At 37.7% G+C, this 14,413-nt stretch carries 13 protein-coding genes; 12 read left to right on the plus strand and 1 reads right to left on the minus strand.

The window, feature by feature from the left end; translation table 11 throughout:
• Nucleotides 1-369 precede the first annotated feature (369 nt).
• The 9 genes from QFZ31_RS02515 to QFZ31_RS02555 all read left to right on the plus strand — a co-directional run bounded on the left by QFZ31_RS02515 (nucleotide 370) and on the right by QFZ31_RS02555 (nucleotide 10,750).
• Nucleotides 370-2,196 (plus strand): sensor histidine kinase, encoded by a 1,827-nt coding sequence (locus tag QFZ31_RS02515; RefSeq protein WP_307300647.1) that lies wholly within the window; start codon nucleotides 370-372, stop codon nucleotides 2,194-2,196.
• Nucleotides 2,174-2,875 carry a response regulator transcription factor gene (locus QFZ31_RS02520; RefSeq protein WP_307300648.1) on the plus strand — a complete coding sequence of 234 codons (702 nt, stop codon included), beginning with the start codon at nucleotides 2,174-2,176 and terminating at the stop codon, nucleotides 2,873-2,875. Before QFZ31_RS02515 ends, QFZ31_RS02520 begins: the two co-directional genes overlap by 23 nt.
• A 101-nt stretch (nucleotides 2,876-2,976) precedes the next feature.
• Entirely contained in the window at nucleotides 2,977-4,260 is a 1,284-nt protein-coding gene (locus QFZ31_RS02525) for an ABC transporter substrate-binding protein (protein ID WP_307300649.1), read from the plus strand.
• Nucleotides 4,261-4,326: 66 nt separating this feature from the next.
• Nucleotides 4,327-5,019, plus strand: coding sequence for a hypothetical protein (locus QFZ31_RS02530; protein WP_307300650.1), 693 nt, complete (start codon nucleotides 4,327-4,329; stop codon nucleotides 5,017-5,019).
• A 14-nt stretch (nucleotides 5,020-5,033) separates the two neighbouring features.
• Entirely contained in the window at nucleotides 5,034-5,969 is a 936-nt protein-coding gene (locus QFZ31_RS02535; RefSeq protein ID WP_373459814.1) for a carbohydrate ABC transporter permease, read from the plus strand.
• Nucleotides 5,959-6,795 (plus strand): carbohydrate ABC transporter permease, encoded by an 837-nt coding sequence (locus tag QFZ31_RS02540; protein ID WP_307300651.1) that lies wholly within the window; start codon nucleotides 5,959-5,961, stop codon nucleotides 6,793-6,795. Before QFZ31_RS02535 ends, QFZ31_RS02540 begins: the two co-directional genes overlap by 11 nt.
• Before the next feature lie 31 nt (nucleotides 6,796-6,826).
• Nucleotides 6,827-8,167, plus strand: coding sequence for an FAD-dependent oxidoreductase (locus tag QFZ31_RS02545; protein ID WP_307300652.1), 1,341 nt, complete (start codon nucleotides 6,827-6,829; stop codon nucleotides 8,165-8,167).
• Nucleotides 8,168-8,190: 23 nt separating this feature from the next.
• Nucleotides 8,191-9,840 carry a DUF4127 family protein gene (locus QFZ31_RS02550; protein ID WP_307300653.1) on the plus strand — a complete coding sequence of 550 codons (1,650 nt, stop codon included), beginning with the start codon at nucleotides 8,191-8,193 and terminating at the stop codon, nucleotides 9,838-9,840.
• 346 nt (nucleotides 9,841-10,186) lie between these two features.
• Nucleotides 10,187-10,750: a class I SAM-dependent methyltransferase gene (locus tag QFZ31_RS02555; protein WP_307300654.1), complete on the plus strand. Its 564-nt coding sequence runs from the start codon at nucleotides 10,187-10,189 to the stop codon at nucleotides 10,748-10,750.
• A gap of 129 nt (nucleotides 10,751-10,879) precedes the next feature.
• Here the strand turns inward: QFZ31_RS02555 and QFZ31_RS02560 are convergent, their stop codons facing one another.
• The gene (locus QFZ31_RS02560) at nucleotides 10,880-11,272 is read right to left on the minus strand and encodes a YybH family protein (protein WP_307300656.1); all 393 of its coding nucleotides are present in this window, start codon (nucleotides 11,270-11,272) and stop codon (nucleotides 10,880-10,882) included.
• Nucleotides 11,273-11,465: 193 nt separating this feature from the next.
• Between QFZ31_RS02560 and QFZ31_RS02565 the strand changes: the two genes are divergently transcribed.
• The 3 genes from QFZ31_RS02565 (at nucleotide 11,466) to argH (ending at nucleotide 14,413) form a co-directional block, all read left to right on the plus strand.
• Nucleotides 11,466-11,876, plus strand: coding sequence for an HIT family protein (locus tag QFZ31_RS02565; RefSeq protein WP_307300657.1), 411 nt, complete (start codon nucleotides 11,466-11,468; stop codon nucleotides 11,874-11,876).
• Nucleotides 11,877-12,174: 298 nt separating this feature from the next.
• Nucleotides 12,175-12,699, plus strand: a complete 525-nt coding sequence (locus QFZ31_RS02570; RefSeq protein ID WP_307300659.1) for a CBO0543 family protein — start codon at nucleotides 12,175-12,177, stop codon at nucleotides 12,697-12,699.
• A 190-nt stretch (nucleotides 12,700-12,889) separates the two neighbouring features.
• Nucleotides 12,890-14,413 carry an argininosuccinate lyase gene (gene argH, locus QFZ31_RS02575; RefSeq protein WP_307300660.1) on the plus strand — a complete coding sequence of 508 codons (1,524 nt, stop codon included), beginning with the start codon at nucleotides 12,890-12,892 and terminating at the stop codon, nucleotides 14,411-14,413.

Here is a 14,413-nt window from a genome sequence, read left to right on the forward strand (position 1 = left end):
GATTAGGCATTGCTTGTTCTTTGGATAAAGAGTGTTCTTTACATAAGCAGCCATTAGCTTTCAGCTATGTCTTTCGTTTTAGGACGAGATATTATTAGTAGTAAAAATTACAGGTTAAGTAAATCAACAAACATCCTTTACTTCCCTCACTTCCCACTTTTCCCTATATTTACTTTAACATAGCCTTACTGGTAATGAAGCAAGACATCTTGTTGTTTAAATGTTGGATGAAACTTAACAAAAATGAAAAGGATTTATGCGCTAAAATCAATAGCACATCTAATATTATTCAAAAAATTCAGAAAAGGGTTTCCGATATAACTGTAGAAAGCTATAATTATCACTATTAATAAGGGGGAATACAAAAAAATGAGAAAAATGAATCAAACCATTAAAAATTATCTCCTTTCCCTCCCATACCGAGTAAAATTAATCCTGGTTTTTTCTTTTCTTATTTTACTTACTGCTACGATTTTAGGTAGTATTACCTACTATCAATTTGCGAAATCGAGTCAGAACAAAACAGAAGAATACCAAATTCAGTTGGCGGATCAAATTAACCAGCATTTAAATCGTTATTTAAAAGAAATGCAAATTATCTCTTTGTCACCATTTTATGACCAAGAGGTATTGGACATCTTGAAATCACATCAAACACCTAGTAATGGTACATCTTTTCCTCCAGCAGCGGAACGAGTCCCGATGTGGAGGTATATTTCTAGCCTGATCCATATGCGAAATGAAATTAGAGGAATACATATCATGGCAAATGACGGTACGATCTTTAGTAATTTAGGTTCGAATACGGTCATGCTTAAAGTTTTCGAAACAGATAATGACTGGATTAAAGAGATTAAGCAGGCAGATGGGGAGTGGGTCCTGCTGCCATTGCATAAACCGAATTATTATTTAAATAAAGACACTTCTGTATTTTCTGTCGCAAGGCTCATTCGAGATCCATCCGGACATGAACCACTTGGAATAATCAAAATAGACCTAAAACAGGAATTAATCAATGAAATTGTAAGTAATTCAAATATAAAAAGTAATATTTTTATCCTAAATAAGGACAACCACTTTATTTACCCAAATAAGGAGGATAAACTGATCGAATCCTCCTTTCTATCAGAAATTGAGAATATCAAGGTTAACAATTACACAAACATTCCAATTGATGGAACAGAATATATGATGGTCTATCATCAGTCAACCTATTCCGGTGTGAAAACGATCATGCTCACGCCGCGGTCTAGTGTCTTTAACGAAGTGAATCATCTAAGGAAGGTAATCATTTTAGTTGTAATCGTGGGAATATTAGTCTCCTTTTTATTAGGATTTTTGCTCTCAAAGCCACTCGTAGGCTCCATTCACACATTAAGAAAAGCAATGGGGAAAGTAGAAAAAGGAAATTTCGCCCAGAGGGTAACTATTCATTCTAATGACGAGATTGGTGAACTAGGCAAAGGATTTAACCTTATGATCAATGAAATTGATCGCCTTGTCTCAGAGGTGTACAAGACTAGTTTGCGAGAAAAAGAGGCTGAAATAAGAGCGTTGCAAAGTCAAATGAACCCGCATTTTCTTTATAACACATTAGAATCGATTAATATGCTGGCCATTACAAAGGGAAATCTGGAAGTATCGGATATGGTATCATCACTTGGAAAACTACTTCGGTACACGATTGATAATTCATCCAAAATTATTACCTTAGATGAGGAGTTAGCCTTTATTCGTTCCTATGTGGCGATTCAAAAGGTAAGGATCGGTGAAAATCTCCAGTTCTGTGAAGAGATTGACCAAAGTCTCAATCAAGTCTTACTGCCAAAACTCGTATTACAACCATTTGTCGAAAATGCCATTGTTCATGGTATTGTTCAACATGGCGGACACATTTTTATTAGGGCATGTGAAGAGAAAGGGATTTTAAAAATAACCATTAGCGATAATGGAAAAGGGATTTCCGAATTAGAATTAATAAAGCTTAAGAGATTAATAGAGAATCAACAACAGATATCATCTGAAAAACATAATGGGATTGCACTTTCAAATGTGCATGAACGTCTACAGCTCCTATATGGAAAACCATTTGGAATTACCGTGGATGGCAGGGAACAGAAGGGGTTTTCGGTGACATTGACAATACCAATTCAGAGAATGGGGGAAGAAACGCGTGAAAGAAATATTGGTGGTTGAGGATGAAGCGATTATTCGACAAGGGCTAAAAGTATTACTTGAACAAGTGATTGGCGGATATCAAGTGGCGGAAGCCAAAAGTGGTGAGGAGGGACTTAGCCTTTTTCACCAAAGAATACCGCATCTAATAATTACTGATATTCGAATGGGTGGCATGGATGGACTAACCTTTGCTTCAAAGGTGCGACAGATTTCGGATGATGTACCCATTATTATTTTAAGTGGTCATAGTGATTTTGAATATGCACGGACTGCCATGCGTTACAATATTAGCGATTATCTATTAAAACCTATAAATAGAGTCGAGTTATCAGAGACATTATCAAAAATATTTAAGGATGAAGAGGAAGAGAAAATAGAAACCTCTAAGCAATTCCAAAAAATCCTTCAATACATAAATGACCACTTAAGTCATGAAATTACATTAAAACACATCGCTGACCATGTCTATTTGAATCCACAATATGTCGGACAATTATTCAAGTCCGAACTGAATCAAACTTTTACAGAGTATATAACGGAAGAACGGTTAAAACGGGCGAAGCACTTATTAAAAGGTACTAGTTTAAAGGTGTATGAAGTGGCACAGCTATCAGGCTATAAAAGTCCCAAGCATTTTATGACGGTCTTTAAGCAGGAGGTTGGTACTACACCTGTCCAATTTCGGAAATATTCATAAATTTTTTAAAAATCTATGATTAACGAACTATATCTCTTTTTGAAGGGATATTTTTTGTGAGGCTTCATCTTTAAAATAAAAGACAAAGGGAGGTAAGATAAATGAAGAGAAAGATAGGAATCATTTTTTTAATTCTTTTAATGGTAGCGTTTACAGTGGCTTGCAGTAATAACAGCACTGAAACGGGATCAAAGGAAAATGGCTCAAAGGATGAAGAAGTTGAGTTGACCTTTATGATGTGGGGAAGTGAAGCGCATCAAGAAGTGTACAACAAATTAATCGCAAAATTTACCGAAACACACCCGAATATAAAGGTGAAAATGGAAAGTGTACCTTTTCCAGATTATCAGCAGAAAATTACCGTTTTAGCTGCTGGTAGAGAGCTGCCGGATGTAGGTTGGGTGGCTGAGCGGATGGCACCTCAGTTTATGGAAAATGGACTATTGGCAGATGTTTCTTCCTTTAAAGAAGATAAGGACTATAACATGGATGACTTTTTCCCATCCACACTCGATTTATTCGAGAAGGAAAACAAATTATACGGAATTCCTTTCTCAACCCCACCAATGGTTATGTTCTATAACAAAGATTTGTTCGTCAATGCTGGTGAAAAAACACCAAATGAACATGTAGTAGCGGGAACATGGACTTGGGATCAGTTTGAAAAGTCAGCAAAGGCGATTTCGTCTAATGGTGTCTATGGTGCTAACTTCTTCCGTGATTGGAATACATGGATTGCCTTACTATCCCATACATGGGCTAATGGTGGCGACTTATTCAATAAGGATCAAAGCAAATTCACTTGGAATAGCCCACAAGGGGTAGAAACTTTAAATATGCTAGACCGCATGATGTTTAAAGATTCCTCCCATCCAAAAGCGGGTGAGCAAGTAAGCTTTGAATCTGGAAAAATCGGAATGTTCTTTGATGTTTACAGCTATGTATCCGCGGCTCGTAATGTAAAAGATTTCGAGTGGGACATTGCCCCGCTTCCAGAAGGATCAGAAGGTAGATTTCCTATGTTAGGTCAGGCAGGATATGGATTATTCAAAGATTCTAAACATCCAGAAGAAGCGAAAGAACTTCTTAAATTCTTTACTAGCCAAGAGGGAATCACAGCTACATCTACATTCTTTGTACCACCACGCGAATCCGTGTTAAGCTCTGATGCGTTTATCAATCAGCCAAATAACCCACCAGCAGAAAGTATTAACCGTGCCGTTATCGATGAAATGGATAATGCCCGTTTACAAGCTGGTAATGTGGAATGGCAAAAAATTGATACGGCCATCCAATTTGGGTTTGACGAGCTATTTGGTCAATTGAAAAAGCCAGAAGAAATACTAAAAGGTATGGAAGAAAAAATCAATCCGATTTTGAAATAATCATTGAAAAGATGCGGTTAATCCTGAAGGGGCTTAACCGCATACCTTTTACAGGGGTGAAAGACTATGACAGCATCATTAAAACAAAATCTTCATGAAAATAAAATGACCTTAATTGTGAGTTTACCAGAAAATCGATTCGATTTAGCAAAGGCAGCTATTCAGACGGGAGTGGATGCAGTTAAGCTGCATGTGAATGTCAATCATCGTGCATCAGGAAATGTGTTTAAGTCAGTGGAATCTTATGTGGAAGAATTTCGCAATATTAGGGATGAATTTTCTGGACCGCTTGGAATCGTTCCAGGTGGATCATTTAATGATATAAGCCAAAGTGAAATGGAGCAGCTGATATCTCTAGGTTTCAATTTTTATTCGATTTATGCCCATGATAAACCGAGCTGGATGCTAGGTCTAGAAAACATCGAAAAAACATTCGCCATTTCGAGTAACTATTTTCTCGATCAAATAGGTAACGTAAAGCATTTGGGTGTTACTGCTTTAGAAGCTTCCATCATTCCAGGAGTGGAGTATGGAACACCACTGACATTTAAGGATGTACTTTCCTATAATTGGCTTGTCCAACATGTCGATGTTCCGGTTCTCGTTCCTTCTCAAAGAAAGCTTGTGCCATCTGATATTCCAGTACTAGCTAAGACAGGAGTAAAAGCGGTGATGCCAGGGGCTATGGTGATAGGTCAAACCGAAGAAAGTATTAAAGAGGCAATCAGCTCTTTTCGAAATGCGATTGATTCTTTGTAAAGGGGGTAGGAGAGTTGGAATCAAATGTTCAAACAGCGAAAGTTCTACCCACAAAGGGTAATAAGCGGAGAAAGAAATTCATCGGCAGTGAAGCGTTTTATGGCTATTTATTTGTTAGTCCTATGGTAATTGGCTTCCTGTTGGTGATGTTGTTCCCGCTTGTCTATTCCATTTATATGAGTTTAACCGATTGGCAGTTGCTTGGTGATCCCAATTTCATTGGGACGGAAAATTATCAGCGATTAGTCAATGATCCTGACTTTTGGGTGGTATTGAAAAACACACTTATTTTTGCAGCCGGGTTGGTACCAATCAATATCCTGATTGCACTTTTATTGGCTTTGCTGCTACAGAGGAGTTTACCTGGAATCGGATTTTTTCGGACGGCGATTTTTATTCCCGTTATGACTTCGATTGTTGTTTGGTCGATTATTTGGAAGTATATGTTTGGTACTGAGGAAGGGTTCATTAACCAAATTCTTGCTGCAATTGGAATTGACGGACCTGCCTGGCTTTATGATCCTGATCTAGCAATGGGTGCCGTTATTGTCGTAAGTGCCTTGAAAAATGTTGGTTTAAATATGGTGTTATTTTTAGCAGCCCTTCAGCAGGTTGATAAAAATCTCTATGAAGCCTCTTATTTAGATGGAGCCAATAAAGCAAAGCAATTTTGGCATGTAACACTGCCAATGATTACCCCTACTGTATTTTTAACATTGATTTTAACGGTAATCGGTTCGATGAAAGTGTTCGGGCAAATCTATGTGATGACAAATGGCGGTCCTGGAAATACTACCAAGGTATTAGTTTACTATATTTGGGAAAATGCATTTAAACTATTTGATTTTGGTTATGCATCGGCGATAGCACTTGTTTTATTTGTGATTATCTTATTTTTTACCATCATTCAATGGAGTGCGAGAAGAAGGTGGGTTTTCCATGAAGAATAAAAAGAAAAGCGGAATTTTTATAAAAATCGCCTTTTACGGTGTGCTTTCCCTTATATCACTTATCATGATTGTCCCGTTTTTATGGATGATCAACACCTCATTCAAGGATTCAACAAAAGTATTTTTATTCCAATTAATCCCCGATCCGTTTAAGTGGGAAAATTATTTACAAGTGTTAGAATCCACGCCGTTTCATCTTTTCTATTTTAATAGCTTATATATCGCGATACTAGTAACGGCCGGCACCATCTTTTTGGGATCGTTAGCAGGTTACGCTTTCGCGAAGCTAAAGTTTAAGGGGAGCTCATTCCTTTTTCTATGTTTGTTAAGCACAATGATGATTCCGGTAGAGGTCATCACCATTCCTTTATTCTTATTTATGAGAGATTTAGGGTTAATCAACACACATGTTCCATTAATTGCGATTCCGATTTTAGGTCCGGCTGGAGTATTTGGCGTTTTCGTAATGAGACAATTTTTCCTATTGGTGCCTAAAGAGTTAGAAGAAGCTGCAAAATTAGATGGCTGTTCGTATTTCCGTATTTATTGGAATATCATGCTTCCTTTAGCCAAACCTGCTGTCGCAACACTAACAATTTTTACATTTTTAACAAGCTGGAATGAATTTTATGAACCGCTTATTTATATTAACTCAAAAGAACTGATGACGTTACCGTTAGCATTGGCCCTTTTCACGGATGAGGTTGGGACGAAATGGGAGCTGCTTATGAGTGCGTCTGTGATGGCAACTGTTCCATTGTTAATTGTCTTCTTCTTTGCCCAAAAGCAGTTTATTGAAGGGGTTGCGATGACAGGCGGAAAGTAATAACAGAAATACAAAAAAGGATGTGTCTATTTTGAAAAGTGAACTAGAATTTGATGTCGTCGTCGCAGGAGGAGGTCCTGCTGGGATCAACGCAGCGATTGCTTCCGGCAGGGCAGGAGCTAGAACTTTACTTATTGAAAGATATGGTTTTCTCGGCGGGATGTCTACCGTTGCTCTTGTTTATCCATGGATGACCTTCCACACAGAATCAGGAAGACAAGTGATTAAAGGTATTGCGCAGGAAATCGTTGAGAGATTGATGGAAAGAGATGGTTCACCTGGCCATTTGCGCGATACCGTAGGGTTTACCAATACACTAACTCCTTATCACCCTGAAAAATATAAGCTGTTAGCATTAGAAATGCTTGATGAGGCCGGTGTAGAAGTTCTTGTTCATAGTTTTGTAGATAAGGTTGAGGTAGAAGGTAATAGGATTACTTCTATTAATCTAACCACCAAATCTGGACCGATACGTGTTGCTGCAAAGCAATTTGTTGATACAACAGGGGATGCAGACCTTGCATATTTATCCGGTGCTCCTTGTTTAAAAGGACGTGAAGGGGATAGTAAAACACAGCCGATGACGATGAAGTTCCGTATGAGAGGCGTGGACCTTCCGAAAGTAAAGGAAGCGATGAAGGCAAACCCAAGTAATTTTTATAAAAAGACACCGATTGCTGAATTGGATGACATTCCAATCACAGGCGTTCAGGGTTTTTATAAGGAATGGAAGGAGTCAGGGGTACCGATTAATCGGGATCAAGTTCTCTTTTTTGCCGGTCCAGAGGAGGATGAAGTGCTTGTCAATTGCACCCGTGTTCAGGGACTTGATGGAACGGATGTATTTGACTTAACCAAAGCGGAGAAAGAGGGCAGAAAGCAAGTCTTGATGATGGCTGAATTTCTACAGCGGAGCATACCTGGTTTTGAAAAAGCTTCGATCTCTGCTGTTGGATCGCAAATTGGTATTCGTGAAACAAGACGGATTGATGGGCAGTATGCCCTAACGATTGAGGATGTTGTCGCTGGAAAGAAATTCGAAGATACGATTGCGTTAAGCGGTTATCCAGTTGATATCCATGACCCAACAGGGAAAGGTGTTCAAGCAAATGACATTGAGGGTGATGGATGTTACGGCATTCCTTATCGATGTCTTGTACCAAAAGTGATAGATAATCTATTAGTAGCAGGAAGATGTATTTCTACCACTCATGAGGCATTGGCAACAACCAGACTGACCCCAAGCGCTATGGCAACAGGGCAGGCAGCAGGAACAGCTTCAGCACTTGCTATTACCGATCAAGTGGCACCAAAGAATCTTGATATTAAAAAGCTTCAAGGTATTTTGATAGAGAATGGTGTGGTCATATAAATTCTTTTTTGAGGAGGAAACTCATGAAACACTGGAGAAGATTTTTTTTCCTAAGTCTAGCTGTATTGTTATTTTTTAGTTCTTTCGCTATGATTTCAGCCGAGGAAATGAAACAAGAACAAGCGACACTCTTACTGATACCCTTAGATGATAGACCTGCGAATGTTTATTTTCCAGCGAAGGTAGGTGCTTCTGCGGGTATAAAGGTGATTTCACCGCCAAAAGATATGACAGGTAAATTCACGCAGCCAGGAAATGGCGAAGAAATTAGTAAGTGGCTATTAGAAAATGGAGATCAAGCCGATGGGTTCGTCATTTCAACCAGTATGCTTGCCTATGGAGGTTTAGTAGCGTCTCGTACAGGAGTTAAATCGCTAGAAGAAGCAACGAAGGATATTCAGGTAATTAAGGAATTGAAAAAATTGTACCCTGAAAAGCCAGTATATGTCTTCGATACAATTCAAAGGTTAGCCGTCACAGCCATAAGTGATGAATACTTAAAATATTATTCTCAAATTAGCGAGTGGGCAATTTTATATGATAAGGTAGTCAACCTTGGGATGCCAGGAAAAGAGAGACTTGACGAACTAGAGTCGATTATTCCTGCATCTGTTTTAGAAGATTACAAGAAAGCTAGAGCTAGGAACCATACCGTGAATAACTTAATGATTGATTGGGTTGACCAAGGATATATCGACCATATAATATTAGCACAAGATGACGCCGCTCCTTATGGACTTCATCGCGCCGAAAGGGAGCTTTTACTTGAAAAAGTGAACCAATTAGATGTCGAAAATCAAGTTGCTGTCTTCCCAGGTGCGGATGAAGTGGGAGTGGTTTTGGTAGCACGATTTGTCAACCAACTATATAAAACATCTCCAGCATTCTTTGTTGAGTATGGAGGCGTTCATGGTAACGACTGGATTGCACCTTTTGAAGATACGACCTTTGATTACAATGTGCAAAAGCATATTGTTTCTGCTGGAGGCAAAATCGTTAATAACGAGGAAGATGCAGACATTCATCTTCTATTAAACACTCCATCAGAGAATGGAACACCAAGGTCAGAAGATATTTCAAAGCTTGTCACGAGAACGAACGAATTAATAACCAATGGAAAACAAGTGGCGATTGGTGATGTCTTAATCGTAAACAAGGCGGATGAGGCATTTGTTACTGAGCTTGCTGAAACGGTGGATTTAACAAAAATTTTATCCTATAGCGGTTGGAATACAGCTGGGAATGCACTCGGAATTACAGTGGGTCATGCAACAGCTCGGACAGCATTTTTAGAGAAAGAATCAGGATTCGGTGTACCTTTATATGAACAGGCTGCTGAAAATCATTATGAATTTCTACTCCACCGCTTTGCCAAAGACCAAGGATATAAAAATGTTGTCCATCCAGCAGCAAGAGTCTATATCGGACAAATTGGCGCAAGTGAGTGGGACTTAGGAAATAAATACGATTTAGTAAACAGCTTTGTAAAAGATAAATTAACAGTTGAAACAGAGAAGTGGTACCAATATTTTGATGAAAAAGAAGTGTATATTGGTTCAAGAGAAAATAAGGATTTTTACAAAATTATTTCATCATTAGAAAGTGTTCATGTGAACCTGCCATGGCCAAGAATTTTTGAGGCAGAGTTGGAACCTGAGTTGGAACTCGATTAATGCAATCATAGTGGGAAGGAGTAATTCTGCTTTCTACCATGTATAAAGGAATGGAAGACAATTGCGGATGAAGTACCTTAATTACTGCGAGAGCAAAGGAAGAGTTAGCTGAAAAAGCAAATAAATTAATGAATAAATGGAACAATGAATAATCGATGTTGTGCTTTAGTCAGAAGAACAAAGATATAGACTGAATAAGGGCATTTTTTGAAAGCAATCTATTAAGGTTGCTTTTCTTTTTTATAAAATACTAGAAAAATATAGTAAAAAGTTATATAGTTGGAAAAAACAATGATTATTTTCTCAATATTGTAGACAAATAAAATATTAAAATAAGGAGCACAAGATGAACACGAAAGACAAATGGAATCTGAAACACCTGGATCGAATCACTCAACTGAAGGAACCTCAACCCAATCCAAGATTAAAGAAGCTGGCATCATATTTTAAGGAAGGCGGCACTGCCTTAGATATCGCTTGTGGTCTTGGAGGAAATAGTTTGTTCCTTGCAGGAATGAACAATCAAGTCGAGGCAATTGATATTTCAGACGTGGCAATCAACTATGTCCAAGAACAGGCAGCCAAGGATAATTTAAGTGTGCAGCCTCGAGTAACAGACCTTACAGATTTGGATACGTTAAATTGGCCGAGTAATCCCTTTGACTTTATTGTTATGTCTTATTACTTAGATCGCTCACTGTTTCCCATTGTAAAAAACGTTTTAAAAGATGGGGGTTATTTCTTTATGGAAACCTACTATCAGTCACCGTACACAGAGGAACAAGGGGTATCCGACCAATATAAATTGAAGTCAAATGAGTTGTTGACAGAATTTGGAGATTGGAAGGTTCTTTATTTTGAAGAGAACGAACAAGAAGGCTGGCAATCAATCTTTTGCCAAAAACGGTAAGAGCTAGTTCGTTGATAAATAGGCGGAGAAATTCCGCTTATTTCCCCCAAAACGAGCTCCATTCTGTATTTTACCGGAAAATCTCCGCTTAACTTACCTTTGCTTGTTTCTCTATTACTTGAAAATATATTAATCTGTGTCAATTAATTCTGTACCATATGAGTTATCAATTGCACACAGCCAATTGCCTTGGGGATTTTTCTTAAATACATATGTGGCCTTTCTATCCATTGAATACTCTATATCCTCTTTATCAGCTTCAAGGAATGTATGGGATAATACCAAGGCAGTATCACCTGCTTCTAGTATAATCATCTCTCCCTGTGTTGGTACGATACTGTTATTAAAGTATTTTGCAATGGCAATGAATGCTTTTTTTATTTCATCTTTACCCTTTGCAATCATTCCAGGTTTTACAACTAAAACTGCATCATCTGTATAGTAATCCATTAATGTATCAAAATCTTCGTTTTTTATTGCAAGGTCACACTTCTTGATTAACTCTTTTAATTCGTGTTCCATTATCGATCATCCCCCGTCTAAACTATATGGATAAATTTTACATCGATACTATCCTTTTAACAACCTTTTTGAAATGAATATTCTCTAAGACTTTGGATGCTGCGGCGTACAGATCTAATTGAGGTAACAAGGTAGGATTTTCAAATAATATAGTGGAATTAAGTAGTATCTAAATAAGTCAAGGAGTTTTACGATGGTTAAAGATTGTATTTTCTGTAATCTAGAACTAGAGCCTAACCAAAGAGTAATTTTTAGTAATGAATATTGTATGTTTTTACAGTTGGAACAATCCGAAATAAAAGGTGGTCAACTAGAAGGTGCAGGTCTTATTGTTCCAATTAAACATAGAGAAACCGCATTTGATTTGACTCGAGAAGAATGGGACGCAACTTACACTCTTCTTAAAGAAGTAAAAAAATATTTAGATGAAAAATACCAACCGCAAGGATATAACCTTGGTTGGAATTGCGGTGAAGTTGGCGGGCAGCATATCTTTCACGCACACTTTCACGTTTTACCAAGGTATGCAGACGAAGCCCTGGCAGGTAAAGGAATTCGTTATATGTTTAAAGGTAAAGAGAACAATAGAAACAAAGTACTTTGAAAAAGATAGAAGGTGATTTTCATAGTCACTACGAAGCAAAAACCGAATCCTACTCTCACACCCGTTTACTGTTAAGGGACGAGAGGATTAAAAAATAATATGGAAATTGTATAAGGAAAAGGCACCTTATTTAGAAGCTGCAAAACTTTTAATGGTATTGCCTTTTGGTTTCTCCTAACATGGCTATCCTATGGTTGTAGCTTAAGAATAGGTAGTTAAATTAGTAATAAAATCGTGGTGAAGGTAATTGTCTGGCAAAAATGGGGGAAACTATAGATAAAAAGCTGGAGTGTAAAGAATGCTTTTACTATATGTCGCACTATTCCTATTTGCAGCAATAAACTGGGGTGATTGGAGAAATTGGCGTGATTATTATCCAACCATCCTATTTTTCATGGTCGGAGACCTTTTGAAAAATTTTATCTTTTATAATCATTGGATGTGGACATATAAAGAAACCATGTTTCTGGAAAATATACTTCGAAATCATACCATTATTAACCTTATGATTATATTTATTGGGTACCCATCCACGATATTGCTTTATTTAGGGCGTTATCCAATTGTGAAATGGAAGCAAGGATTGTGGGTGTCTTTCTGGGTGTTTCTCTATTCAATTTTAGAATTTATAAATCTTCATTACTTATTTTTAATAAGGCATCATAATGGCTGGAATATGACATGGTCTGTGATATTTAATATCGTTATGTTTCCAATGTTGTTCTTACATCATAAAAAACCTCTAGTAGCTATAGGATTATCTATTATTTGGATTCTATTTTTGTTAAAGATGTTTCCAATCCCCCTTGAAAAAATGAAATAAAGTTTTTTTCTCTAATACTTATTGGTCACCTTAATCCAATTAACGATGGAAACAGGTGGTCATTTTTTGTATATTTTTCTTCAATTAAAATGAGAACTCCCCATTTGCCTTTTTTATAGGCAAAAACACAAAAAATAAATTTTTTCATATTTTAATTAATAATGTTGATAGACAGAGGGGATGGACCAAGATGAAAAGCTCACTTCTTGATAAAATTTTAAAGAAAGAAGGTACCACTTTTCCTTCTAAAACCTATACATCCATGGTACTTGAACCTGCCTATAATGAGGCAAAGCAACAATTTATTGACTCTATGGTGGAAATTCATCATGCCCATTTAATCATGCTTGTAGAACAAGGGCTTGTTGGAAAAGAAGAAGCAGAAAAAATTGTGAAAGCAGTTTCCAACATAGATATCGATAATGTGAAAACAAGAAGCTACACCGGCGAATTTGAGGACTTATTTTTTGAAGTGGAACATTCATTAATCGAGGAGGCAGGTGATATTGCAGGAAATCTTCATATCGCTAGAAGCCGAAATGATATGGGGATTGCCATTTATCGCATGACATTACGAAAGAAATTATTAATATTAATAGAAAAGGCGTTAACACTTCGCGAAGGTCTTATTGAATTGACCGACGAGCATAAAGAAACCGTGATGATTGGATATACACATACCCAACAGGCGCAGCCAACCACATTGAGTCATTACCTAAATGCAATGACCGACATACTTACACGTGATATCTATCGCTTTCAAGCAGCCTATAAAACGGTGAATCGCAGCAGTATGGGAGCTGCGGCATTAACAACATCGGGATTTCGGATTAATCGTGAACGAATGAAGGATCTTCTTGGCTTCGAGGACCTGATTGATAATGCCTGGGATGCTGTTGCGGGTGCAGATTATATAGCTGAGACCGCCACTGCCGTTCAGTTGTCCGCATTAAATCTAGGAAGATCGATGCAAGATTTCTTGATATGGGGCACCCAAGAGTATGGTGCATTTCTTCTTTCCGCACCATATGTGCAAATTAGTTCCATCATGCCGCAAAAAAGAAACCCTGTTTCAATCGAGCATATGAGGGCTCTTTTATCAAGTGTAGCAGGCGATTGCCAGACCGTTTTACTCATGGTTCATAATACGCCCTTTGGAGATATTGTTGATACAGAGGATGATATGCAGCCATATATATGGAAAGCGGTTGAAAGACTCGGAGGCATCTATGATTTATTAACATCTGTTTTACTCACGATGGAAGTGAATAAAGAAACCCTGCTGAAAAGAGCAAAGGAAAGCTTTGCGAACGTCACTGAATTGGCAGATACCATTGTGCGAAAAGATGGACTATCCTTCCGTCAGGCTCACCATGTGGTAAGTTTAACCGTAAAGGAATTAATGAAAAATGGGAAGACTTCATTAGAATCATTAACTTTGGATGTTTTGAATCAGCAATCAATAAAGGTTGTAGGAAAGGAATCTGTTTTAACTGAAGAAGAATTAAAACGATGCTTGAGTCCTGAATATTTTGTTCGAATCCGTGACCTGCAAGGCGGACCTAGCCCAAGCCGGATGGAAAAAACAATCAAGGTTCGAATACATGAACAGGAAGAATTAGAAAGCTGGTTGAAGGAAAAACAGGACCATTTGACCACATCGGCTTCTAAGGTTATGGAGATCATTACGAAATGGACTGGGGTCAATGAATAA

The sequence above is a fragment of the Neobacillus niacini genome (assembly GCF_030817595.1).
GTDB lineage: Bacteria > Bacillota > Bacilli > Bacillales > Cytobacillaceae > Neobacillus > Neobacillus niacini_G.

Excerpts from the sequence above, each read along its gene's own strand:
- QFZ31_RS02540 (WP_307300651.1), top strand. The coding sequence starts at position 5,959 with ATGAAGAATAAAAAGAAAAGCGGAATTTTTATAAAAATCGCCTTTTAC.
- argH (WP_307300660.1), top strand. The coding sequence starts at position 12,890 with ATGAAAAGCTCACTTCTTGATAAAATTTTAAAGAAAGAAGGTACCACT.
- QFZ31_RS02515 (WP_307300647.1), top strand. The coding sequence starts at position 370 with ATGAGAAAAATGAATCAAACCATTAAAAATTATCTCCTTTCCCTCCCA.
- QFZ31_RS02555 (WP_307300654.1), top strand. The coding sequence starts at position 10,187 with ATGAACACGAAAGACAAATGGAATCTGAAACACCTGGATCGAATCACT.
- QFZ31_RS02560 (WP_307300656.1), bottom strand. The coding sequence starts at position 11,272 with ATGGAACACGAATTAAAAGAGTTAATCAAGAAGTGTGACCTTGCAATA.
- QFZ31_RS02550 (WP_307300653.1), top strand. The coding sequence starts at position 8,191 with ATGAAACACTGGAGAAGATTTTTTTTCCTAAGTCTAGCTGTATTGTTA.
- QFZ31_RS02565 (WP_307300657.1), top strand. The coding sequence starts at position 11,466 with ATGGTTAAAGATTGTATTTTCTGTAATCTAGAACTAGAGCCTAACCAA.
- QFZ31_RS02530 (WP_307300650.1), top strand. The coding sequence starts at position 4,327 with ATGACAGCATCATTAAAACAAAATCTTCATGAAAATAAAATGACCTTA.
- QFZ31_RS02570 (WP_307300659.1), top strand. The coding sequence starts at position 12,175 with ATGCTTTTACTATATGTCGCACTATTCCTATTTGCAGCAATAAACTGG.
- QFZ31_RS02525 (WP_307300649.1), top strand. The coding sequence starts at position 2,977 with ATGAAGAGAAAGATAGGAATCATTTTTTTAATTCTTTTAATGGTAGCG.